General features: G+C 62.6%; 25 protein-coding genes and 1 pseudogene. 5 read left to right on the plus strand and 21 right to left on the minus strand.

The features are described from left to right. Positions 1-6: 6 nt before the first annotated feature. Positions 7-2,109 (minus strand): type IV secretion system DNA-binding domain-containing protein, encoded by a 2,103-nt coding sequence (locus CFB82_RS39430; RefSeq protein ID WP_089487648.1) that lies wholly within the window; start codon positions 2,107-2,109, stop codon positions 7-9. Beyond that, on the minus strand, positions 2,102-2,503 hold the full coding sequence (locus CFB82_RS39435; RefSeq protein WP_089487649.1) for a hypothetical protein: 402 nt from the start codon (positions 2,501-2,503) through the stop codon (positions 2,102-2,104). The genes CFB82_RS39430 and CFB82_RS39435 overlap by 8 nt, the downstream gene beginning before the upstream one ends. Before the next feature lie 1,110 nt (positions 2,504-3,613). Between CFB82_RS39435 and CFB82_RS43580 the strand changes: the two genes are divergently transcribed. Together CFB82_RS43580 and CFB82_RS39445 are read left to right on the plus strand one after the other, a co-directional pair. Beyond that, positions 3,614-4,018, plus strand: a complete 405-nt coding sequence (locus CFB82_RS43580; protein ID WP_176016869.1) for a hypothetical protein — start codon at positions 3,614-3,616, stop codon at positions 4,016-4,018. Positions 4,019-4,265: 247 nt separating this feature from the next. After that, a complete protein-coding gene (locus tag CFB82_RS39445) occupies positions 4,266-4,577 on the plus strand; it encodes a hypothetical protein (protein ID WP_089487651.1) in 312 nt (103 codons plus the stop codon). A gap of 162 nt (positions 4,578-4,739) precedes the next feature. Here the strand turns inward: CFB82_RS39445 and CFB82_RS39450 are convergent, their stop codons facing one another. The 16 genes from CFB82_RS39450 to CFB82_RS39520 form a co-directional block, all read right to left on the minus strand. Then, positions 4,740-5,039, minus strand: coding sequence for an addiction module antidote protein (locus CFB82_RS39450; protein ID WP_027811056.1), 300 nt, complete (start codon positions 5,037-5,039; stop codon positions 4,740-4,742). Between the two features lies 1 nt (position 5,040). Beyond that, positions 5,041-5,334, minus strand: coding sequence for a type II toxin-antitoxin system RelE/ParE family toxin (locus CFB82_RS39455; protein ID WP_089487652.1), 294 nt, complete (start codon positions 5,332-5,334; stop codon positions 5,041-5,043). Positions 5,335-5,438: 104 nt separating this feature from the next. Then, a complete protein-coding gene (locus tag CFB82_RS43585; RefSeq protein WP_176016870.1) occupies positions 5,439-5,582 on the minus strand; it encodes a hypothetical protein in 144 nt (47 codons plus the stop codon). Between the two features lie 56 nt (positions 5,583-5,638). After that, the gene (locus CFB82_RS39460; RefSeq protein WP_373558927.1) at positions 5,639-5,917 is read right to left on the minus strand and encodes a DUF3717 domain-containing protein; all 279 of its coding nucleotides are present in this window, start codon (positions 5,915-5,917) and stop codon (positions 5,639-5,641) included. After that, positions 5,905-6,384 carry a hypothetical protein gene (locus CFB82_RS39465; RefSeq protein ID WP_244138048.1) on the minus strand — a complete coding sequence of 160 codons (480 nt, stop codon included), beginning with the start codon at positions 6,382-6,384 and terminating at the stop codon, positions 5,905-5,907. The genes CFB82_RS39460 and CFB82_RS39465 overlap by 13 nt, the downstream gene beginning before the upstream one ends. 46 nt (positions 6,385-6,430) lie before the next feature. After that, positions 6,431-6,697: a hypothetical protein gene (locus CFB82_RS39470; RefSeq protein WP_089487655.1), complete on the minus strand. Its 267-nt coding sequence runs from the start codon at positions 6,695-6,697 to the stop codon at positions 6,431-6,433. A gap of 14 nt (positions 6,698-6,711) precedes the next feature. Further along, positions 6,712-7,002, minus strand: a complete 291-nt coding sequence (locus CFB82_RS39475; protein WP_227745824.1) for a hypothetical protein — start codon at positions 7,000-7,002, stop codon at positions 6,712-6,714. A gap of 736 nt (positions 7,003-7,738) precedes the next feature. Continuing rightward, positions 7,739-9,868: a ParB/RepB/Spo0J family partition protein gene (locus tag CFB82_RS39480; protein ID WP_089487657.1), complete on the minus strand. Its 2,130-nt coding sequence runs from the start codon at positions 9,866-9,868 to the stop codon at positions 7,739-7,741. Between the two features lie 699 nt (positions 9,869-10,567). Next, a complete protein-coding gene (locus tag CFB82_RS39490; RefSeq protein WP_006481578.1) occupies positions 10,568-10,756 on the minus strand; it encodes a DUF6900 domain-containing protein in 189 nt (62 codons plus the stop codon). Between the two features lie 53 nt (positions 10,757-10,809). Further along, on the minus strand, positions 10,810-10,977 hold the full coding sequence (locus CFB82_RS43590) for a hypothetical protein (protein ID WP_175810126.1): 168 nt from the start codon (positions 10,975-10,977) through the stop codon (positions 10,810-10,812). Positions 10,978-11,026: 49 nt separating this feature from the next. After that, entirely contained in the window at positions 11,027-11,533 is a 507-nt protein-coding gene (locus tag CFB82_RS39495) for a hypothetical protein (RefSeq protein WP_089487659.1), read from the minus strand. A 23-nt stretch (positions 11,534-11,556) separates the two neighbouring features. Continuing rightward, a complete protein-coding gene (locus tag CFB82_RS39500; protein WP_089487660.1) occupies positions 11,557-12,210 on the minus strand; it encodes a DNA methyltransferase in 654 nt (217 codons plus the stop codon). Positions 12,211-12,670: 460 nt separating this feature from the next. After that, on the minus strand, positions 12,671-13,132 hold the full coding sequence (locus tag CFB82_RS39505) for a hypothetical protein (protein ID WP_089487661.1): 462 nt from the start codon (positions 13,130-13,132) through the stop codon (positions 12,671-12,673). A gap of 108 nt (positions 13,133-13,240) precedes the next feature. Then, the gene (locus CFB82_RS39510) at positions 13,241-13,522 is read right to left on the minus strand and encodes a hypothetical protein (protein WP_089487662.1); all 282 of its coding nucleotides are present in this window, start codon (positions 13,520-13,522) and stop codon (positions 13,241-13,243) included. Between the two features lie 23 nt (positions 13,523-13,545). Continuing rightward, entirely contained in the window at positions 13,546-14,211 is a 666-nt protein-coding gene (locus CFB82_RS39515; RefSeq protein ID WP_089487663.1) for an LPD29 domain-containing protein, read from the minus strand. Positions 14,212-14,284: 73 nt separating this feature from the next. Continuing rightward, positions 14,285-15,112, minus strand: coding sequence for a DUF932 domain-containing protein (locus tag CFB82_RS39520; protein ID WP_089487664.1), 828 nt, complete (start codon positions 15,110-15,112; stop codon positions 14,285-14,287). Positions 15,113-15,698: 586 nt separating this feature from the next. Here CFB82_RS39520 and CFB82_RS39525 point away from each other — a divergent pair. Beyond that, complete coding sequence (locus CFB82_RS39525) at positions 15,699-16,175, plus strand: hypothetical protein (RefSeq protein WP_226136165.1); 477 nt, start codon at positions 15,699-15,701, stop codon at positions 16,173-16,175. 51 nt (positions 16,176-16,226) lie between these two features. Further along, positions 16,227-16,676 (plus strand): annotated as a pseudogene (locus CFB82_RS44310) (transposase); the annotation flags it as partial. Between the two features lie 109 nt (positions 16,677-16,785). Here the strand turns inward: CFB82_RS44310 and CFB82_RS39535 are convergent. The 3 genes from CFB82_RS39535 to CFB82_RS39545 form a co-directional block, all read right to left on the minus strand. Beyond that, positions 16,786-19,482, minus strand: a complete 2,697-nt coding sequence (locus CFB82_RS39535; RefSeq protein ID WP_089487666.1) for a hybrid sensor histidine kinase/response regulator — start codon at positions 19,480-19,482, stop codon at positions 16,786-16,788. Then, positions 19,479-20,258, minus strand: coding sequence for a response regulator transcription factor (locus CFB82_RS39540; RefSeq protein ID WP_089487667.1), 780 nt, complete (start codon positions 20,256-20,258; stop codon positions 19,479-19,481). The genes CFB82_RS39535 and CFB82_RS39540 overlap by 4 nt, the downstream gene beginning before the upstream one ends. A 218-nt stretch (positions 20,259-20,476) precedes the next feature. Further along, on the minus strand, positions 20,477-21,214 hold the full coding sequence (locus CFB82_RS39545) for a response regulator transcription factor (RefSeq protein ID WP_089487668.1): 738 nt from the start codon (positions 21,212-21,214) through the stop codon (positions 20,477-20,479). A gap of 496 nt (positions 21,215-21,710) precedes the next feature. On the opposite strand from CFB82_RS39545, the gene CFB82_RS39550 reads away from it, so the two are divergent. Further along, positions 21,711-23,432 carry a hypothetical protein gene (locus tag CFB82_RS39550; protein ID WP_143751045.1) on the plus strand — a complete coding sequence of 574 codons (1,722 nt, stop codon included), beginning with the start codon at positions 21,711-21,713 and terminating at the stop codon, positions 23,430-23,432. Positions 23,433-23,479 lie beyond the last annotated feature (47 nt).

Raw genomic sequence — 23,479 nt, forward strand, 5'->3', positions numbered from 1 at the left:
GGCGTGTCACCCCAACAGGTCACCGAGGCCGGCGCGGCCGGTGGGCCGTTCGCCGGCGCCTGGCTCGCGGGAAGCCGACGTATCGTGAACCTCGCCGGTGTCACCGTCCACGATTTCGCCAGTCGACAGCGAGATCACGTTGGACGGCTGTGCTACGGAACGAGAAGTGCTCGGCGCGGCCGGATCAACATCCGGGCCGGCAGAGGCGGGGTTGGTCGACGAGTACTCGGCGGTCGCAGTCGGAGCGTCCGAAGGATTGGGTGACGGGGAGCGGGACGGGTCCGTACCAGATTTCTCCGTCGGGCTGGGCGGGGGAGGCAGCACAGTGGATCGCCGCTCCGAGGCAGCCGGACCGTCAGCAGCAGCGCTTGCCGGTAGCCAGAGATCGTACGTTTGGCGCGGGACGAACGGCGTCACCGTTTGGGGATGGGGGACGTACTCGTACTTGACCCGGGCAACCGGATAGTCGCTCGGTGTGACCAGATAGCCCTGCATGTCGGGCAGGTGCAGAATTTCGGATGAGAGGACGAGATCACGGAGATTGCGTCGCGCAAAAACGCTCATGCCGTCGCGCCGCTCGTCGATGCCGAGATTCAGGCTTTCTTCCTTTTCGTCCAAATCGGCCTGTCCGATCGCGTTGGCCAACGCCTTGGCCGCATCACCATCTGTCACGCGAAGCAGGAGCTTGGTCTGGCATCCGGAGATGATCGTGCGCGCCAAGTGCTCGCCGTAGATCTGGAAGAGTTGGGAAAAGTCCTGGATGCCGAGCACGAAGCAACCGCCGTATTTCCGAATGTTGGTGACGGCGAGCTTCATGATCTCGAGCTTTTGCAGAGTGGGGAGCTCGTCGTAGAAGTACCAGAGACGTTCGCGATGAATCGGCTTGAGCGTCAACAGCGAGCGGATCGCGATATCGCACCAGAGGCTGATCAGCGGAAGCAGGGCGGTTTTCTGCTCCTCGTTGACGGTAATAAACAGCCAGGAATCGTCCTCTTCATCCTCATTCTGGATCCATTCTCGGATCGAAAATGGCTCGCCTTCGTCGTGCAGGTAACGAAAGCAATCGAGCTGGTTCTGCACGGTCATCTTGAGGCTCATGCCCGTACGCTCAGTGACTGGATCGACGTAGGTCGCCGCGGACTCGTTCGCTAGGATCGCGTGCAATTCCTCGAGATTGCTATGGGCGATAGCCTTGTACAGCGCTGCGTTGGTTCGTTTGTTGTCGCCGCCAAGCGCACGAATCGCCCCCTTGAAAACCATGCGCCCCGCAATCGCGAAGAATGGGTCCGCAACATTCGGCGGAATTGGGATGAGCCCCTCAGCCAGCCCGTCGTAATGGATCTCGCTTTGGATTTCGCGCCAGGCATTCCAGTTCGGGCTCCGCGCGTCGAGGGGATTCAGGATGACGTCCTTCCCTTCGCGGTAATACGCAGCGGTGAATTCACCTGATGGGTCATAGACGATCGCGCGTTTTTTGCGGGCGCGCACCTGATCCATCAGCGCAAAAAACTGCTGGGACTTGCCACTGCCTTGGGCACCAGAAAAGAGTGTGCCGAGCACTTCGGCCTTCTTCCGCATCGGCACGCCGGCGATGCGATAGGGGCTGGCGTCGTCTCGAGCCTCCAGTTCCTTGATGAGCTCCTTTGCTTTCACGAGCTTGGCACCGCGCACCTGCTTGTCGGTAAGTTTTCCGCGGCCGTACTCCATCCAAAACAGGACGGAAAGGAACGTGACGGCAATAGCCGTTAGAACAGCGTACAGGGCAGCATTGCGCGCATAGACGAAGAACTCGTCGGCCGCATCCTCGGTAAACGACAGCGCCGCACCGGGCGGCAGTGCCGTGTCGTCGTTGCCGAGATGGAACGAGACGTTCGGATTCGCCATCGGAACGACGGTGAGGATTTCCGCCTCAACGTGCTTGATCGTCAAATAGCGAGTTTCGGCCGACGTGACGAAATACAGGTATGCACCGCCGGCCAGCGCACCGACGAGAATTGCCGCGATGAAAACCGCCACAATCGCACTGGTGAGAAGCTTTGCCTGTTGCCACCAGAGGGCAGTTCCTCGCGAAAAGGTGGCGAGTCCGCTGGGTGAGCGTTGATCAGCCATTGAGCTCTCCCAGCAGTTTCTTGGTAGCGGCTTCGGCGCGATCCTGTGCCTGATGGAAGAACTGGATGTTTCTGTCGCTGATGATGCTGGTCAGGACTTCGCGGCTGAAGAACACCGCTTGAACCAGTTCGGACGGTAGCGATTGGACGGATTTGCCTGGGCCGCCATCGGACGGCGTGTGCCCACTCAGTTGTTGAATGAGCGCCTTGAGACGCTGGTCGATGAGCGAGACATTTTCGGTGACGACGCCGAGCGCAAGCTGCTTGCGAATGTAGTCGGACAGCGAGACACCGTTCTCCTGGGCCTTGCGCCGATAGAAGCGTTCCGACTCGGGATCGAGTTTGAAGGAGATGGGTTTGGACGCACCTTTTCCCGGCGTTTTGAGACGCGGCATGAAGACCTCGTAGCGAGAGATCCTTACCTTTTTGTGGCCGTGGTTAGTTGCGGATTGAGCTGCCGATACGCGCTTCCGTCGTGTGAAGATGTTAGCACATGGTCACGCTGTTTCGTCATACGGCTATGTGTTTTTCTGGGAACGGCGACAATCTTGCCGTTTCGCATTGTTTTCTCCATCAACATCCGCCTCGCGTCTTTAAAGCACTGATTTAATTATCGTTTTCTGTATATCTGGATCTTCATTGAATTTAGGTGTACTACCGTGACGCCAATGGTGTAATACGCATATAGCCGTTGTCACGCGAGCTTTCGATCGTAGGTCCAACGGTATTAAAGGGGTTTTACGGGCGTCATACCGGCATACGCTTTATCCAGCTTTGAGTTTCGGCGCTAGCTTAGCGATATTGCGCTTTTAGGCGTCGTACCGCTTAAAGGCTTGCGCAGCAAGGCTTTAAGCACCCGCAACGGAGTTGCGTGGTGTGTGACCGTCTGGTCGGGGGGTGGGGCTTGCCCCACGGGTCGCCCCCTGAACGGACGGTATCTGGATGGTGGTGCCCGGACGGGTCCGGGCACCACCGGTTTTTCAGCAGGCGTGGCGATCGGCATCGCAGCCAGCAAGAGCGAGGATTTCGTTCCGTTGAGGCGTTCGCCTGGGTGGAGCACCGCGAAAATTTTGCAGAAAAGTGAAGGTTGAGTCACCGACACGAAAGAGAGAAAAACGAGGCGAGCGTCGATCCGTTCCGCACAGGGAAAAAACGGAATAGGGAGGTCGAACGGAGGCAGGGAGCGGACAGGGGGAAATTCGGAGCGACGAGGGTGGTTATGCCACGCAGGTTTTCCACATATCCACGGGTCCGGACCGACGCAGCGATGCATCTACATCGCAAGAGCGTCGGCCGCGCGCCGTTTTCCACAACGGTGTTGGTTGTGGGGAACGGGAGAAGCGCGGGGACCGGTGGGTATGTGGGAAACCTGCCGGCGTGCGCTGATTTCGGTCGAGGATATATGGGGTTAGAAGCAGCAGCCAGAGAGAAAACGCTGTGAGGGAGCGCGGCGTTGCCCGAACCGGCGGTCGCGACGGAGGCGATCGCCGGGCGAAATCTGCGCAATGCGGGCATTGCGCACTGGATGGGTGGTCCGCGCGGGGCGACGGCTGCGCAAGGGCGCGGGCGACGCCCCGCGCGGCGACGGCCGGAAAAACGCGGAAGGGGGGCTCGGCGCGCGGTCGGTGAAGTCGGCGGCCGCGACGGTGGCGGCCGCCGTGCGTAAGCTGCGCAATGCGGGCATTGCGCACTGGATGGGTGGTCCGCGCCGGGCGGCGGCCGCGGAATGGCGCGGGCGACGCCCGGCGCGGCGACAGCATGAAAGTCGCGGGGCCGGGGGCTCGGCGAGCGGATTGGTCGGGCCGGCGGTCGCGACGGTGGCGGCCGCCGTGCTCGAGCTGCGCTATGCGAGCATTGCGCTCTGGCTAGGTGGTCCGCGCGGGGCGGTGGCCGCGGAATGGCGCGGGTGACGCCCCGCGCGGCGACAGCAGGAAAAATGCGGGGGCGCCGGATCAGCGCTCGGAGCGGTTGCGTCGGCGGCCGCGACGGTGCCGGCCGCTGCGCGCGAGTTGCGCAGCGGGCAATTGCGCCGCGACGGATGACGCGCGGGGCAGCGGTGCGACAGCGGGGTATCAGGCCTCAGTGCTTTACGTTGCGCGGCCGAATTCCGTTACACTTCGCGGCAAGGGGGAGGGGCAAGATGGAGTGATAGAGGCCATGACGGCAGATGCAGGGAAGACAGCGCGCAAGCCGCGATCGATCGAAGACGAGATCGCGAGGGCGGCGGCGAAGCTGAGAAAGCTGCAGGACCAACAGCGCGAGATGATCCGCAGGGATCGCGAGCGGAATCATAAGGCGGTGCTCGAGCTGCTGCGCGCGGAAGGGCTGGACGAGATCCCGGCGGAACAGTGGAAAGAGCGACTTGATGCGGTAAAAGTCGCACTCGCGAAACCGTGCGAGACCCCGGTGCCGGCGAAACCCGCCCAGGGCGTGCCGCCCGCCGCTGTCGCCGACGGCGCGTCGGTGTAATCGTTGGGGCAATCCGGCGCCGCACGAAGTGTGCGCGGAGCGGGATTGCCCCGATTCGTTTGCGCAGCGCGCAAACTGGCTAACGCATTGGTCGCGGGCTGGCGGGTGGTCGCGGCGTAGCGGCGAGCGCCCGCCAGCCCGCGACGCCGCGAAAATCCCGGCTCAGGCGTGCTCGTGTACGGGCGTCGTCACGGTCAACGTGAGGCCGAGCGCGCGCACAACACGCAGGATCGTCGCGAATTCCGGGTTGCCGTGCTCGTCCAGCGCTTTGTAGAGGCTTTCGCGGCCGACGCCCGCGTCGCGCGCAATCTGCGTCATGCCACGCGCACGCGCCACGGTGCCGATGGCTTCCTGAATGTCGGCGGAATCGCCGGTCTCGAACGAAATCCGCAGATATTCGGCCTGCGCCTCGGGCGTGTCGAGGTATTCGGCCGCATCGAACGGCGTTGTCTTGATACCCATGTCAATCTCCCAATTGCGCCGAAAGCGCGATAGCACGCTCAATGTCGCGCTGCTGCGTTGACTTGTCGCCACCGCATAGCAGGACGACGAGCGTTGAGCCTCGTTGGACAAAGTAGACGCGATAGCCGGGGCCGACGTGCACGCGCATTTCGCTCACTCCGGCACCCACCGGCTTCACGTCCCCATACTGGCCGCGCGCGAGCCGTTGAATCCGCTTGGCGATCTGCGCGCGCGCGATGTGATCGCGTAGGCCGCGCAACCATTTCGCGAAGTCGTCTGTCTGCTCGATTCTCATATCCTATATAGTATCCCATAGGATACACGATTTCAAGGTGCATTCTGGGTGCCGGCTGAACGCCCCGGCGACACGAAATGCGCCCGTCGAAGGGGGTACGGTTTTCACGCGACGCGCTCGACTTCTACAAGCTGCGACCCAAAAAGCGATTCCGCACGGCTCCAAGCCTCTTCGAAGCTGCTTGCGTCGATGATCTCGACGTCGAATCCTGTCTCTGTCTTGTAGGTGATCGCCCACTGTGCCTGCATGTCATTCTCCTTCGCGAACTCCGGCTAAATCGAATGCGGGTCGCGTCGATGACGCGTTATTGCGAAAACGCGCCGTCGAACGCGGCGCGTTGCGTGTCCGACAAGTGCGCCGCGTCGATCTGCGTCGCTCGTTTCACGATCATCAGCGCGTAGGGTTCGGCAAGAATCCGCGCTTCGCGGCACAGGATTGGATCACCGTCTACGCTCGGTTGGCGTGCGCGCCAAATGTTGATCGCGCGCTCGATCTGCTCGATATGCAAAACTGTTGTGCTGTTCATCGGTTTCGCTCCGTGGAGTGCGCCGTGTACACGGCGCACGCAGGTTAGTCGATACATTCGTCGAAGTGCCAGCGCGACTCCATTTCCTTGGCGGCACCGATCGCCTCCTGAAGCGTCTCGCGCGGATGGCCGGTGTTCGGCTCGCAATCGCCGCCACGATGAGACACTTCGAGGGCGGGGACATAGCCGTGCCGGGTCAGGCTCACGCTCGGGCGCGTTTCGTTCAATCCGTCCATGTCGCTGAGCCATTCTCCAAACCAGACGACCCGACCGCGTTCCTCGGCTTCGAAGCCGCCATCCCAATACGGAAGCAGAGTGGGCTCGTCCGCCAGCATCAGCGACATGTCGGACCCTTCGCGGCACGCGCGCACACCGCTCTCTCGGGCGCAGATAACGGCGTCGATCAAGTGCTGCTCCGCGTTCCACTGGTTTCCGGCAATCGCGGCGATGCCGTGCAGCGCAAGCGGTATGCGCGCTTCGAGGGCAAAATCGAAACTGTCGATGGGAGGGCGATCATTTTTCACAGCTCGCTCCGATCGGCGCGCCAGCTTCTGCGCGCCGGCAAGTGGGTCAATGGAAGATGCCGAGCGCTTCACGAACGACGCGTTGAGCGCTCGCGGCGCCGTAGCGCTCGCCGCGCGCGTACGCCTTTTCGTAGATCATGATCGCGACATTGATTTGCCACGCAGTCCAGTCGATCGTGGGCAGCGTAAATGCCAGTTCGCCATCGTCGCCATGATGTACCGCGATGGAGGACGCAGCACGTTCAGAACACGCAATTGCGAAGAAACCTTCGGTAATACCGTCGATCATCAGTTCGTCAGTCTCGTAGCTCATCGTGAATCTCCGGGTTATTGCCAAACCGGCGACCAAGCGCCGGACGTCAGGCGGAACAGGGTGATGCGTTGCACGCGACCGGCTACGTTCGTTTCGAGTCGCACGGCGCGCGCATCGTCATCGGGACGGGTCCAGCGGTGCAGGACACGAATCGGCGCGTCGAACGGGCATTCGAACCAATGCGCGGCCGTGGCACGCAGGCGATTTTTCGTGTGTCGAATGCCTGCCTGGCGGTGAGCCTCGGGGGGTGCGGGGGGAACGCCCGCGCGTGTGTGCGTGATTCGGTCGGGGGTGGTTGTGCTCACGATTTCGTCCTTTTGTGTCGGGTTGTGGATCTGCCATTGGGAGCCGCCTCGACGCGGGTTTAGCGCGGGCGGGCACGGGTGCAAGGGCGCGCCCGGAGGCCGCATGCGGAGCGCAGGCGTAGCCGAGCACCGAACGGGTGAGGACGTGGGCGGAGCGAAGCGCAGCCTTTACCCTTGCGCCCGTGCCCGCCCGCGCTATGCGTCGAAAAGGGGCGGCTCCCAATGGCAGATCCACGCGCTTAACCCGGCGCAAAAGGATGGAGCGCAGCCACGCGGTTTCCACGACCGGATCGCGCACACGGCGCGGGGCAGCCAGCCGCGCGCCCCCTCGGCCGGCGTAGCCGGCCGCTAGACCTGCTGTCCGCCCGCGCGCAGCGGGCGCGTATTCCACAAGCAAGCGACGCGCGCAGCGCCGGCACGGCGCGTAGACGTCAGGGATTGAAGCCCGTCAGGGGCGAGACACGCGCAGCGGGGCTCGACGCGCAGCGCGAAAGCCCGGCCCGGAGCGAAGCGGAGGGAGACGCCCCGGCAGCGAGTCAGGAAAGTGCCACCAGTGCATGCGCCACAGCGACGAGCGCATGCGCGGCATCGGAAAGGTGATCCTTTACGGGAGCGGCAGAGAATCGGAAAGTGAGAACTTTCGGGAGTGGATCATCATCACGGCGTCCGCCCCCCGACGGACTTCGGCCGGCACGCTGCGCCAGCGGGCGTAACGCACCCGCTGGCGTCGATCCGGTCAATCTCGCGGCGGCATGCCTTCGCCTTCCGCTACAGCGGCATCGTCGCGCACGTCGTCGGCCGACACGGCCAGAGCAGGGGCGGCGCCCTCCGCTTCATCGGCGCTCGCCTCGGCATCCGACGCCTTCGCCGGAACGTCCCACAGCTTCATCCGCACGGCTTCGGCCGTGACGAAATGCTCGGGCAACCAACCGCGCCCCGCGATCAGCCGTTCGGCCTCCGTCGCCGCGTCCCCCTTCTTGAGCTTCGCCACGCGCATCGCATCGGAAGGCGACACGGCCGCGCTCACGACGTCCACGATCCGATCCTTCGAAACGTGGTCGAAGTAGCCCGCCTTCGTCGGTTGCCACGCATCCGCGAGATTCAGCCCGAGCGCCGGGATCAGCGCGTTGATCGCGTGCGGCCGCTCATCCGGGCGCACGCTGTCCACGCTCGCCGCGACGTACTGCGCGAGGATCAGCAGCAGGCGCTCGTCGGTCTGCTCGATCAGCCAGCGCAGCAGCGCGTCGCTGTCGTTCGGGATTACGCCTCCCCAAACCCGGCGTTGCTCTCGGCGCATGGTGAACGCAAGGTCGTCGTCCAGTTCCGGCGCATGCTTCGTCAGGTTGTGGGAGTGGTCGCGGAACGTCACGTCCAGCGCGCTCCCCTCGGTACTGTGGCCGTACTCCCCCGCCAGCAGCCGGTGCACGAGCGCGGCGAGCGCGACGTGCGGCTGCTGCGCAAGCGCGGCGGCAACGGCCGCCGTGCGATGCGCGTTCAGGCGCAGCGTCAGCCGTTCGGAGTGCGGGCCCTTCGCGGGCTTCTCATTCGGCGCGGCGACGCGCGCCGGCTTATCTTCTGACGAGTCGTCGTCATCGTCGTCACCATTCTCGTCACTTTCGGTCGTCGCGGCTGCAACCGGCTCACGCGCAACGAGTCCGCGCTCGATCACGGGCTCGCCGTTCGCATCGAGCGAGAGAAGCGCGCCAGCCTGCGCCATGTCGTCGGGATGGTAGACGAGCAATGATCCCTCGATCTCGTCCTGACGCAGGCTCAATGCGCCTTCTTCCAGTTCCAGCCGCTCGGCGGCTTCGTCGTCCATGTCGTCGGCTTCCCACTGTGCCGCGATCTCGGCCAGCCGCTGATCGATCGCCGCCAGTTCTTTCGCCACCTCATCGGTGGGTTCCGTCCGACGCGGCAGCACCGGGCGAAATTGCGACCGCGTGGCATGGTCCCGTTCCGGCATGGCTTTCACCCATGCCCAGCCTTCGGCCAGCACCGACGCGCCGAGTGCTTCCAGTTGCTCGGTCGCGAGGCGCAGCATCAGCGCATGATCGCGATACCACGCATCCTCGGCTGCGGAGAACAGGTCGCGTCGCACGGCACCGCCAGCCGCTTCGAACGCCTCGACGCCGACGAATTTCGCGACGCGGTTGCTCACGAACGACTGTTCGTCGCGCACGAAGCGGCGGCGGATCGCGTGCGCGTCGCGGTTGTACGGCTCGGCGTCGAACCACGCGGCCTCTTGCTCGTCGTGACTGTCCGACAGCGCGAGCGCCTGCATTTGATCGAGCTTGATCTCGCCGGTGCGGAACAGGTCGACCAGCTTCGGAGACACGCGCGCGAGCTTGAGGCGGCGCTGCACGGTTTTCGGATGCACGCCGTACAGGTCCGCGATCTCCTCGATCGACCGACCGGATTCGACCAGAATCCGGTAAGCGTCGCACGCGTCGGCAGGGTGCATCGGCTCGCGCATTTCGTTCTCGGTTGCCGACAGCAGCACGGCGTCCTCGACCGGCACGACCCGGCAGCGCACCGGGTGGTCGGCGGGGATGTAGTCGTGTTCGAACAGGTAGATGAGCGCGAGGCGGCGGCGTTCGCCAGCGGCCGCGCCGAACGTCTGCGCCTTCCGCGCGCCGACCTTCATTGGATGGACGATGAGGTTCTGGAGCAGACCGACTTTCCAGATATTGAGGGCGAGTTCCTTGATGCCGGTGGGCGGCACGCGCCGCACGTTGTAGGGGGACGCGACGAGCCGTTTAAGCGGAATGTCGCGCAGCTCGTCTGCCGTTCGGTGAGCCTCGGGGGGTGCGGGGGGAACGCCCGCATCGTGGGCGAGGGCCGGGATCTCGGTGGTCACTGCGTTCATAAAAGCCTCCTTTACGTCGGGGTGGAAAAAGCTGCCATTCGGAGCCGCCTCGACGCATGGGGAGTGCGGACGCGCAGGCACTGCAAGGGCGCGAGCAAGGCCGCAGCGCCGCGGCCGTCAGGCCCGGCGACCGGGCGCCGCGCGCGGCAACGCGAACCCTTGCGGTGACGGCGGGCCGCACTATGCGTCGGGATGAGGCGGCCCGATGGCAGCTGATGCGCCGACGGGAGAGGCTGGAACGCGGGGACGGCTGCCGAGACCCGGACATCGTCGGCGCCGGGCCGCACGCGCGGCCCGAGCGCGAACTCCGCGCGGCTCGCCGCGCGGCTGACGGGGCGGCCAGCGCCGGGGCCGGACGCCGGTGGCGGCCGAGCCCCAGGAGCGGACAGCCCGTTTCTCTGGCGCGCGGGTGCGTGCGGCTTGCGTGCCTGGCGCAGCCGGGCGCGCAAGGTGCCGCGCGCCGGCTGGATATTGGGAACGGTGAAGATCCACCGCGGCCGGCTGGGGCGAGCAGTCCCCGCCCGCGCCGGCCGCTCGATGCGGGCGGGGTGGGCCGCCCCGTATCAGTGGAACATTTCGCGGTACGGAAACAGCCTTCCGTGTTCCAGTCGCCGGCCGGGCCTGCGGGGCCAGGCCGGCGGTGGAACATGGTCGAGCGACGAACGCGGCCGGCGCCAGGCGCGCGCCGGCGGCCGCGCGTCACTTCGAAGCGTTTCGACGCCCTTCAATAACGCCAGCGTCGTACGCCGCGGTCAATGCGGCACGGATACACCAGACGGCACAATCGTGGAAATCCAGCCGGTCGCTGTAACGCGTTTCGAGCGTGTCGATGTTCAGATGGATACGCGCGATCGCAAACAGCAACATTTCGAATTCGCCTTTGTTCATGGGTGTCTCTGGAAAGGCCGGCCCCCGGGCAAAGCCGCGGCCGGCGGGTGGATTTATCGCCGCGCGCACTGGCCGGCCTGGAACGCTTCCAGCATCGCGTAACGCAACGACGCCGGCAGGACTTCGATTTCCGTGTCGGAATCCCATACGTCCGAGATCTCGGGACCGAAGGCGTTTGCCGCGATCGCGGCCAAAATTGCATCAATCAAATATCGGGGCATGCTGTTCTCCAGGTGTGCCGGCCGCGGCGCGCGGCCGGCGCTCGTGTGGTCAAGAGAGCTGCACTGCGCCGCAGTTCTCGGCCAGGCAGAAGGCGAAATACCAATTTCGGTACAGCTCGGCGAACAGGTGATCGCAATCGGCGTCGATTGCTCCAAGGAACCGGCTGAAATCGTCGGCCAGCTTTGCGGAAGTCCGAGTGCCGATCGTTCCCGATGTGATCGAGAAATCGATCAGTTCCTTGAACGGGCCGTCCTTTGCCGCGATGGCGCCGTTCGTATGGCAGATTCGCGCGGCGCCGATCGAGATCGCCGGGTAATCGGCGATCTCGGCCAGGCGCTCGCGGAAGATGTCGTGCATGACGTAGGTGCCGGCGCTGAATTCGAACGAATTCCGGTACCGATAGATTCGCGCCATGTCCAGGTCGCTGGCGCGGTGCGGGAACCGCACCGCGGCGTCGAGGCGGACGCAAAACACGTCGACAGGGTCGCCGTTTTCGTTCGTGCGGGGATGGTCGAGCTGCTCGAGACCGGAATAGGCTGAAACGATCAGTCGCATGATGAATATCCTCTGTTCGGGTCTTAGGCCGCGGCCAAAGCGGTGCCGGCGACGGGCGCCGTCAGGCGCGCCTTGGCGGCCGCAAAGTAGGTCGCGTCCAGTTCGATGCCGATATACCGGCGCCCGAGCTCGCGGGCGGCAACGCACGTCGAGCCGGAGCCGGCGAACGGATCCAGTACGACGTCGCCGGGCTGCGTAAAAGCGGAAATGAGTGTGCGCAGCGCGGCGACCGGCTTTTCGGTCGGATGGTGGCGATTGCCGCTGTACGGAAACGGCATGACGTCGGCGATCGGCGCCGCCGGCGCCGCGGGCCGCCCCTTGGCGAGCAGGTAGGCCGATTCGTGCTGGTACTTCACCAGGCCGGCCTTGGACGCGTAGGACTTCGTGAAGACGAAGTGGCCGGCCACGCGAAAGCCGGCGGCCTTCCAGGCGTCGAAAAACAGGTCAACCTTGTTCCAGCCGTAGAACGAAATGCACACGGCATCGCGTTTCAGGACGCGGAACATTTCGGCGAACGCCGGCGCCAGCCAGTCGCCGTTGACGTCGTTCGCGATCGAGCGGCCGCTGCGATCGCGGAAATTCACGAGGTAAGGCGGGTCCGTCACGATGCAGTCGACGGATTCGGGGGCGAGTTTGGGCATGGCGACCAGGCAGTCGCCGTTGTACAAATAGCTCACGGTCAGCTCCTCAGAGTTGAGATAGGGGCAGCCGGAGCACAGCCAGAACGATCTGGCTCGCAAACCGTGCTACCCGGAGCTGGCGAGCGCCCGCAGGGGAATGGCGGGCAAGGGGACCGTGGAATACCGGAGTGCGCGAAGCGCGCGAGGATATGCCGCGAAAGCCCCTTGCAGGAGCGGGGCGCCGTGCGACATTCGTCGCGCACGGCGCAGCGGTCCGTCCGCCAGGACACGGCGGGCGAACGTGGGCTCCGGGTTGAAAGGTCGACGGCTGTGGAATGCCGACGGAAGGGGATGGACCTGCAGGACGTAGCGGACCGACGGTGCGGCGTCCCGGTCATGAGCGACGCGGCGATCTCCGATCGCGCGGCGCGATCGCGATTCCGTCAGCGCGGCCGCGAGAGCGGCCGCCGCGCAAACTTGCCCGTACGACGGCCGAGCAGGTTGAGGTACGGCAGCGTCAGAACAGCGCCAGTTGCTGCGCCTCGAGGCGCACATCTCGACGCTGCACGTCGACGTCGCTCGCGAGCAGCTCGATCGATGCACCGTCGGGATCTCCGACGCTCGCGTCGAGTCGAATGTCCGCACGTCGCGTGGCGTCGGCCGCACAGATACGCTCGAATTCTGCACGCGTAGCGGCCAAAAGGGCACGCGTGGCATGCTCGGGCAGCACGCAGTCGGCCGACGCGTACTGGCCGTCAAAGAAACGTGTTACGCCATACCGTTCTCCGCCGCCGTGCCTCGGCCGGTATACGACCAGAGCGATACGATCGGCGTCGCGCAGGCCGTTGGACCAGCCCGCTGGCCCGCAAGGCGCTAGACCACATTCAGCGGCGATCGCCGCGCCGCGCGCAATCAGATCGGCGTGCGCTCGGTCGATGACGCGATGCAGATTAGGCATCTTCAGGAAAAGCTGATTCATTGGGGCGTCCTGGTCGTGCTCGGGGCAGCCGAACCACGACGGCTGGCTGCCCGCAAAATGTGAGATCGCGCACCATCCATCATCACCATGTGCGCGACGATCGGCAGCTCATCGGGAACTGTCGGGACGCTCCCGCCACGCCTGCACCTCGTGAACCGCCACGAGCTCGAACAGGGTCTCGCCGTCAGGCTCGACACCAAGGTTCCCCCGAATGACGCGCAATGCATCTGCGTCGCTCAAGGCGGCCAAGGCCGTCAGAAGCTGTTCGCGGCCGGCCCTGGCCGCTCGAGCCCACTCGGCTCCATCCTCGTCGTTCCAATCCGGCACGGTGCGCAGCTGAAGGCCATACGCGCGGGCGGCTTCAATTGCGGCAGTTGCGATCGCTGTCATGTTTCGCTCCTCGTGGATTCTGGTCAGTGGACATCGCGCCGTACAAACAGACGCGCGGCCGTGGCCGAACGGGGAAAGCCATGCACGTCGGACGTCTCGGCAAGCATTGCGGCGATATCCATCTGCACGTTAGATCCCGAGCGAACGCTGCCCGCCCGATGCACGCCGATCACCTCGAGCAGCTGCAGGTTGCCTGCGCGATATCCATCGACCGTCATCGAGGCGCGCACATCCGGCGCCAGCCGATCGCCGTAGCGCGACGCGAGCCGCGCGAGTGCACGCTCAACCGCGCGATCGCTGAACTGTCGCGAGAGCGCGATCCGATCTGCAGCGAGACGAACCGTCTGCCGCCCGCTGGACGTCAACATGAAGTGTTCGACCCGCTCAACCCTGCCGCCGTCGGCCAAACGCGTGGCCTGCAGCGGCATCACAAGGCGCGCAACCTGCACGTCTCGGGGGCCGTCGGTCCAGTCGATTGTCAGCTGCGTGCCGTGTTCGTTCTTCGCGACGCGCACCGCGAACGACGTCGCGGGGAAGCCTTCACGCAACACGGTCTGCACCAACTGCGCGGTCTCGACAAGCGTCAGCACGTCGGCCAGCACCGCGGGCGCGGTGGCGGAATCCCGGCTGCCCCGCGCGCGGGCGGACTCGGAAATTTGGGTACGGCGATCTGCAATCTGATGGATCATGTTGAACCTCGAATGATGGTGTACCGGACAACGTGAGGCGAGGGCGCCGGCGGCGGCCGCCGGCGCGTTAGAGTTAGGCCTTCAGCTTGCGCATCTCTTCTGCGAGCACCCACATGGCGCGATTCAGGCGGAGATCCTGATCGATGCCGGCCACACCGCGTGTCGACATCCGGCGGCCAGTGGCCGAGCGACCACGCAGTCCGCCCTTGATCACGTTCTCCTGCACGCGCTGGAACGTGGTCCAGAGGTCGGGGCGGTTGTCTTCGGTACGACGCGCGCGAAGCAGCTGATCCTCGGTGATCGGCGCGGGCGCTTCGGTCACGTCGTACCGGAGCGCCAGCACCGACCGCGCAAACACCTGTTGCTCCCCTTCATCGAGCTGCACGGCTTCCATCTCGCTCTTGCATTCACGGATCAGGTCGAACCCGTCGAGCACCTCGTGCGCGCCGTCGACGACGTGGTCGACGACGTCGCCCTTGTGCGGCACGCGGATGTCGTGCGTCGTGTCGCCGAATACGAGACCGTTCTGGCAGACGAATCGGAAGTAGCCGGCCAGCATCTGGTAGCTGCTCGACCCATCGTGGCTGTTGAGGAGGATGATTTCCGGGGTTTCCGGCGACGCGACCTGCGACGCGTGACGGAGCCGGAGCATGTGCTTCGTATGCTCGCGCTTCGCGTCTACGCGCACGCGGGTCTGGCAAACCATGAAGGGCTGGAACCCTTCAGCGCGCAGCTTCGTGAGGAGCTCAATGGTCGGGATGTACGTGTAGCGGTCCGACCGCGAGTCGTGCTTGTCGGCGGCGAAGATCGACGGCGCGACCTCACGAATCTGCTCATCGGCGAGCGGCGTGTTCGAGCGACGGATCGGGGCGTTGCTGCCAAACTTTGTTGCGAGTTTCATGGTTCTCTCCGTTTAAGATTCAGCTTCGATGCGAGTCAATCAGGAATTCGTCGGTAATTACGCTGAACATCTAAGGATTACTATTTAATTATTAAGCCGAGTCGATTTCATCGTGACCTCCGTTCGAGAGTGGTTTGCATTGCTGGCCGCCCGGGCCCCAAGATTCGGCGCTCCCCTCGTAGGGGTTCGGGCCGGTGACGGCTTGACTTCGGCAGACCCGCTGCCGCCAGTCCCCTGAGTTCGTCGTCCCACGACTAGAGGAGCCTGCCGGCGGGCGTGTTCAAGGGCGGTCGCAAAGCCGCATGCGGAGCGCAGCCCGAAGGGCGAGCACCGAACGGGTGCCGCGGCCGGCGAAGCGCACCCTTGAATGCGAACGACGATGGGCTACGGTCGCGTTTGGGGCGACGAGCTTAGGGGACTGGCGGCATGCGCAAAGTTTAGACAGCACCGGCTCGCCGCGCGGCGAGCGCCATTTTTTGCGGCCCTGGCCGCAAGACTGGACAAGCTTGTGCCGCGTGTCGCGGTCGTTCGCGACACGCGGTTGCGCTATGCTTCGGTGTGATCGTGTGAAATCTGAGACGAGTCGATGCTCATTCGAGAACAGGGAAACCTCATCAAGGTGCTGCGCGTCGAGCCTCCCAAGCAACCGCGTGCAAGGGGACGTCGGCGCGAACACGTGCTCGGCACGTTTCGCGCCGACGAGCCTGCACCGCATGAGCTGCTCGCCGTACTAACTCCCGACGAACGCGAAGCACTCGCGAGCTGGCTCTCGGTCTACCGGGAAGGCCAGGCACGCACGGAAGTGCGTGCGATGCTGGCCTCGGCGCCCGCGCAACTGGAATCGCTCGTCAGTGCACTCGAAGTCGCGGCCGACACCATGTCGGCCGACGAGGCGGACCGTGTGTGGGCGCAGCTGCAGGCGATCGCACGGACGCTGAAGGGTCCGGCCATCCGCGGCCGCGCGCAGTGCGCCGGCCGCCGGCGCCGCTTCCCGGACAGCAAGATTTCTTCGCCAAAGGCGAAGAGCTCAAGCAGCTGGCCGAACAATAGTGTAGTGGTCTAATGAATCCGGACACTGATTTAGGCAAGAGTGGTCGCCATGAAGAGGTGTCAGATGAGCAAGCAACGACGTACGTTTTCCCCGGAGTTCAAACAGCAACCCGCCTGTCTGGTGCTCGATCAGGGTTATAGTCATATGGAAGCAAGCCGCTCGGTCGGCGTCGGCGAGACGGTGCTGCGCCGCCGGGTGAAGCAGCTTCAGATGGAGCGCCAGGGCGTCACGCCGCTGGGCAAGGCAATCACGCCGGATCAACAGCGTATACAGGAACTCGAGGCGCGTATCGAACGCCTCGAGCGTGAGAAGGCCATTTGAAAAAATGGCTACCGCGCTCTTGATGTCGGAAGGCATCGAACGTACGAAGTAATTGATCAGATTGGCGCAAGCGAATCGGTCGAGCTGATCTGCGCGGTATTCGACGTGTCGCGGTCTTGTCTGTATGCACACCGAGGGCGAGCCCGACGCGTTGATGCCGAGCGCATGGCACTGCGTAGCCGGGTATCAGAGCGTTCTTACACGTTTGATGACCGAGGTGTGTCGTTTATCGATCGCTTACATTCGAACCTAACCACTCTTTTGTACCAGCGCGTCAGATTGACGTTGGTGCATTGGCGCTTCAGGGAAAGTCAAGCATTGACTGGAGTTCCCGCAACTCACCTCTTCTTGCCAATTGACTGACTTTAGCTGCAAAGGGTGCATGCCGCGGTGCCGCCTGAGCAATCTTTTCCGCCCAGTCAAGCAAATCGGATATCGCGCCCAGTTCGATCAGCACGCGTGCTTCGTCGAGCAATACCGCGGCGGGTGGTTCGAGACACGGTGGATCTTGCGATGCCGGCTGCGCCGATCGATGTTCACGTTGTATCTTCAGCAGCGTAGCGATTGCGTTACGCAAATCGGCAAGACTGATTGGCTTGAGAAGCTGAGCGTCGAAACATTCACTCGCATCCGGCCGTGCTGCCTGGCTGAACGGCACAGCGGAAACGAGAACGACTGGGACATGTGGATGGCAGCTTCGTGCAGCGGCCAACACGTCATGCCCGGATGCCTCTGGCATGAGTCGATCGGTTAGGATGAGTGCCGGAATCGGGCAATCCTTCGCGATCAGTCTCCGGACCGCTGACGCGCCATTATCGTAGGCTTCAACCTCGAACCCGAGGCTGAGCAAATCTCCGCGCAACAACTCTCGGATCTCGGCTGTATCTTCGGCCAAAAGGACGAGTTTTCCACCTCCGTCTATGAGCGGGAGCGCATCGGCCGATTCATGCATGCGCAGACTGTCGACTCCCGCTTCGTCCACCTCATCGACCGTAAGCGCGATGACAACCTTCGTTCCGATTCCTGGGGTACTGTCGAATGTCAAGGTCGCCCCCATCCGGTCGGTCCATAGCTTGACAATAGAAAGCCCCAGGCCGATACCTGGCCGATGGTTGTGTTCCCCTACGCGCACGAACGGCTCGAAAACGCGCTCGTGATCGACGACAGCAATGCCACACCCGCTGTCGGATATGGAGAAGCGCAGATTCCAGCGCCGCTGCGTGCTGTCGACAGGATCCGCGCTGACGGTCAACCGGATACTGCCGTGGTTCGTGAACTTGGCTGCATTGTCCAGAAGGTTGCCAAGCACCTGGTGCATACGCTGTTCATCAAGTTCGATGACTGGCGGTAGATCTCCGACGACGTTTAGAGAAAACTCGTTAGCGCTGCGATTCGCGAGTGCATCGCCATGCTGTGAGACGGCGTCCAGTAGAGCGTAGGTGTATACAGGTTGGGGTGACAGCGTGTCCGCTTCGCGCCCCCTAGCATAGTCGATCAGGTCGTTGACCATACCGAGCATGTGGTTGGCGCTGCGGCGGATGACTCGACCGCGTTCCGCATCCTCGCGACCATCCGCTTGGATGAGATCGGCGAAGCCGATAATCGATGTGAGCGGCGTCCTGAGGTCGTGGCTGATTCGGGCGAGGAAGTCGCTCTTTGCCCGTATCGCACCGTCGGCCTGCTCAAGTGCGCTACGAAGCTCGCGGGTACGTGTAGCGACCGCATTCTCGAGTCGCTCCTGAGTGGCCTCGCGTTCAGCCCAAAGCAGCCGCTGCACTTGTCGTTGCTCAAGCAGTAACTGACGCGACCTGCCGCCGACGATCATCGATAGCAAAACCAGCACGCCGATACTGTCCCAGATCTGTGCGGTGCCTGCGCTAAAACTGGTGGAAATGAATCCGGATAGCACACCGAGGCGAATGAAGAGCGTCGCACAGTCGGGAAGAAACGCTATCAGAATAAGGCGCGCGTTCGCCACCTTGCGCCGGTACGCATGAGCCACGGATGCTATCCACACCAGATTGCAGAGGAGTGTGCCCTGGATGGCGACCGCTGCGCTTGTGCGATAGTCCCCGAACGCGGTCCAGGCGGCGGCGGCGACAAGCGCCGCAATCATGATCTTGTAAGACCAGCGCCATGCACCGAATTTATCGAGTCCAATGAACGAATACAGCAGCGCCGAGAACAGAGCGACACTGATGTTGCCCGCGATGCTCGGCAGGCGCACGAGCCAGTCGCCACCCTGATGAAGAAGCAGCGCGTAAAGATAGCCTTCGAAGGCTAATTCGTAGATGACTTCGGACACCACGGTTGCCGTCAGTATCACGAAGACACGGTCGCGCCACACAGCTGCGAGCACTGCCGAGAAGACGGCCATCGCGAGCATGGCGCCTGTCAGCAGCATATGCGCGGTGATGCTGCGCTGGGCTTCCACGTGGAAGTTCCTCGGGTGCCAGAGATGCAAGGTCAGCGTCAACGATGAACGGCTTCGCACGCGGATCAGATACCGCATTTGCTGGCCAGGTGTCAGCGTGACCGGAAACGCGGTACTGACGGTTTCGAGCGGCCGGTTCGCGATCGGCGCTCCAATTCCGGAACGGTAGCGCACCTTGGCCGCATTACCATCTTGATCGACCACGTAGAAAGCGACGTCTTCGAGACGTACTGGATCGACCGAGATCCATCGCGTGGTAGTTTGCGCGCCTTGATTTGCGAGTGTGCCTGCAATCCAGATGGTCGACGACGTGAAACCTCGTGATAGCGTGCGCGCGGTCGCACGCTGCCAGCCGTCGCTGTGCAAGACGGCGTCAGCTGCGAGGTTTGCCGTGCGATCGTCGAACAGCATGACGTCGTTCGCCAGCGATCGGTACCCGGGACCTGATGCGACGTCGATTGCCTGCGGCCATCGAAGGTCAGCCGAAAACGCGGTCAATGCGAAAAACATCAGCAACCACGCCAGTGCCAGCTGGCTCCCCGCATGCGTGCGTCGGCCGATCATGGATTGGTCAGCGCTTCATTCGCGTGGCTGCCCGCGCGGCGAAGCATACTCGGGGAGACGCCAAAACGTGTCTTGAACGCGGTCGCGAAGTTCGCACCGTTCGTATAGCCGACTCTACGCGCGATGGTCACGATGTCGCTGTTGCTCTCGAGCAGCAGACGCCTCGACTCGTTGAGTCGTTCTTCTCGAATGTAGTCGAATATTGTGAGCCCGATGCAACGTTTGAGCGCTTGCGATAGCCGACGTGGTGAAGTACCGGTCCGAGCGGCAAGTGCTTCGACGTCGGGTTCGTCGGCGAAGTTGGCGAGCACGATGGCCTTAACTTGACGGAAGAGCGCGAGGTCGATATTCGTAGCATCCTGATTAAGCGGCTGGACGCCTGCTGTCGGTTCCGATTCGGTCGCAATGCCATTCAATCTCAAGTGCATGGCAACGCGCAGCTTTACCTCGTCGAAATGGAACGGCTTGGTGATGTAGTCGATCGCACCGGCCTCGAGGCCGGCAACGCGTTCCTCGGGTTGGCTTGATGCGGTCAGGAAAATCAACGGTACGTCTGAAGTGGTCGGATCCGCTTTCAGTCTGCGGCACGCAGTGAGCCCGTCGCAACCCGGCATCTTGATGTCCATCAGAATCAGGTCCGGCCGGACGGCACGTGCCTTGTTCACCCCGTCTAGGCCGTCGCTCGCCATGAATACGCGAAAGTCCTGTTGTCGGAGGAATTCGGCGAGCAGGCTACGATCGTCGAGGTGGTCATCGACAACAAGGACGCGGGTCATAAATCAGCTGCTCGATGTGCTGCGTGCGGAGAGATCGGACGGATGCATATTGTGTTGCCGATAATAATGATCATTCGTTGTGCCGCAATGTCACCATCGCGTCGGCGGAGCAATGTACCGCAGGGAGGATATCTCGGAAGCCAGCAGCCGTCGGCGGCGGGCGAAAATAATATCCGGCACCAAACAAAACAGACCGATTCGCAAAGTATTGCACTGCGTCATACATCGAATTGCTTTATCCGTGACTCGTTTGGGGAAGCGCCGAATCGTTTTCGGTACGCCGTCGAGAAATTCTGCCGGGTTCCATATCCCACTGCCTCGGCGATCGTCTGGATGTCGATAGTCGTTTGTGTAAGCAGGCTTGTCGCATATTGCATGCGCGCTTCGAACAGGAACTGCGAGACCGTCATGCCGGTGCATCGTTTGAAGACCAGGTTCAACCGCAAAGTATTCGTGCTCAACGTACGCGCGAGAGACGGAACGGGAGATGCCTCGTGAAGACGGGCAAGTAGATGGTAGCGGGCATCTCGAAACAAGCGCGTATCCAGCGTATCGCCCGGACACGCGGCAGTGTTTTTGCCGCATGCGTAACGACCTGCACGCGCATGGATGCTGAGGCGCAGGTGAACCTCCTTCAGATCGAAGGGTTTGGACACGTAGTCGATGGCACCTAACCGTAGCCCTTGTACGCGCTCGGCGGGTTGGCCGGCCGCCGTCAGGAAGCAAATCGGGATCGCGCGCGTATCTGGAACAGATCGTAAAAGGCGTGTGGTAGTCAGGCCGTCGCATACCGGCATGCCTACATCCATCAGGATCAGGTCGGGAATAATGGCCAGCGCCTTGCGAAAGCCGTCCTGGCCGTCGCATGCGACAAAAATGCGGCAACCGATGCCGCCGAAGTACTCCGCCAGCAGCAGTCGATCGTCAGGATTATCGTCAATGATCAGGATCCGCATTCCGGAAATGTCACTGGAGCGTGATCGTTCAATTGCTTGTGGCATGTAAATTTCGCAATCGATTGGCGAGAGAGTCCGATGGCTTTATCTACCCGGAGCGCCGGACTGTTTACGGGCGAGATTTCTCTTCTTCCGGGTTAACGGCAACATCCGCCGCTAACTTGAGCTCGCAGTTGATGGTCGGCTCCTTGGAGCACCGAGTGCGACCCCAGTTCGCCCTGGATCTCGGCATCCCGTCGCCAGCCCTGTTCTCGGACGAAGATTTTATCGAGCCCGGCAAACCTTAGCGACAGTCTTTCAAAGGCCTGACCCCCACTTGCATATTCCTCCGCGGTATCGTCCGCTCCAACGATGTGGCGACTACTCCACATCCCGCAACCGAATCGATACTGCATACGCCGCTTGCGTCGCAAGTCGATGGCGAGTCGGCGAGCGGCCAATCACCGACGGGGAAGCTATGCGAATAGCGCATCGAAAAATGGAGAGAATTTCGACAATGAAAAATGAGAGGTCAACGATCCTCTGTACGCGGGTTTTAGGTGTGGGGCTGTTGACCAGTGCGGCATTGGCCGGCTGCGGCGGGGATGCTTCTCCGAATGTGCAGGCTTCAGCATTCCCGACCTGCAGCAGTACCGCTCACGTTCCGAGCGTCGACGGATATCCGGTATACAGGGTACAGCCAGGGAATGTCGACAAATGCTCAATAGCTGCGCATTACGATGCCGGCTATGCAATCGTGGCCGACGGCGATGTCGACATCTGGGGACCGACCGACGATATGCCGGTCTTCAAGGTCGATAGCGGCGTCGCCGCAATGGAGCCAAGCGGCACAGATGGCATCATCAGCACGGTACCGGTAGCTTCATCGATCCCTGTCGCCACGAAGAGCGAGCAGTCGTCGGGCTTCATCCTGGCGAAATCCGCCGTCGACGGCGCGCCGGTAGAGTGCCAGATACAGGACGGCACCACGGACGGGAACGGCATCGATCGCTGCCTGGACCCGGTTCGGGCGAGCCAGGCGCGGCAGCGTCTGACAAAATCCGCAGTGCAGTCGGCTATGGTGCGCGCGACGGTGGACTCTCCGGCGGGCATCGCCGGCAATGCCAATCCCGACCCTTCCGCATGGACCCTGCTCGGCAACAGCTCGCAGGAAGTCAGCCTAGAGTCGTACACAGACAATTGGTGGCAGTCCGACCAAAAAGCCGGCAGCGCGAAACTCCAGTTTTCGTTGTATCGCCTGAATTCAAGCACGCAGAACGACTATTACCTCGTGAAGGCGAACTGGGAAACGACGCCGCAACCACGCATCAATAAGACGCATCCGACGCGCAAGGATGCGTGCGTAAAGGGCGACTACTGCGGTTATTACAACAACCTCCATGATATGGCATTTTCCTTGTCGGTCATCAGGGGCGGTGTGGTGATCCCGGGGAATGTCGATAATTACATGCCCAAAACCGTCGAGAGAAACACCACGGTGACGCAAAAAATGGGCGGATCTCTTTCTTTTGGAGACAAGGGTATAACTGCGTCGGTAAGCGGCGAAATTGCGACTTCGTATACTTATTCTGCACAAAATCTGATTTCGTCTTCCGAACATGGCATCGCGGAATTTATTTCTTCCCATGCGACATCGGCCAGTGATATCTGGAAAACCGATCCCACTACCGTCGGCACGGCCGGGACGGTTGCCTGGGTATTGTTCAGCGTGCCCGAGGGAGATCCCGCCGTCGAAGAGAGCGTGCAGATCAAGGTTTCGAAATTCGAAGGCAACTTCGGTCTGAGGGCCGACAATGACCTGATATCGAGAACTTATCTGTACGACTACAAGCTGGCCAAGCCTTACACCGTCAGCTATTCCACTCCGGCATTCGGTGTAAAGGTTCTGAACGACGACGGCACGACCCGACCAGTCCCTGCCGGACGTAATAACGCGATACGCCTGAAGGCGGGGGAATCCACGGAGCTGCAGATTTCCGCGGGCGATTACTCCACGCCGATCAGGCTGGCTTGGCAAGTCACCAATTTGCCTGACTGGCTGGTGGCGTCGGTCGAGAAAGGCAGCGTCAACAGCGGCAATGGACGTGTCACCGTCACGGTGCGGCCGAACGCGACACCGGGCGTGCTCGGCTACGTGATGATCAATACGAGTCCGCGTGCGGCCGCGGCGTCGATGCGCAACCAGGATATCGCCGTACCGATTCAGGTCGTCCAGTAACAGGCGGGGACATCGATCGTTCGCATTTGCCGAACGCATTCGCAGGC

This window comes from Burkholderia sp. HI2714, from assembly GCF_002223085.1.
Taxonomy (GTDB): domain Bacteria; phylum Pseudomonadota; class Gammaproteobacteria; order Burkholderiales; family Burkholderiaceae; genus Burkholderia; species Burkholderia lata_D.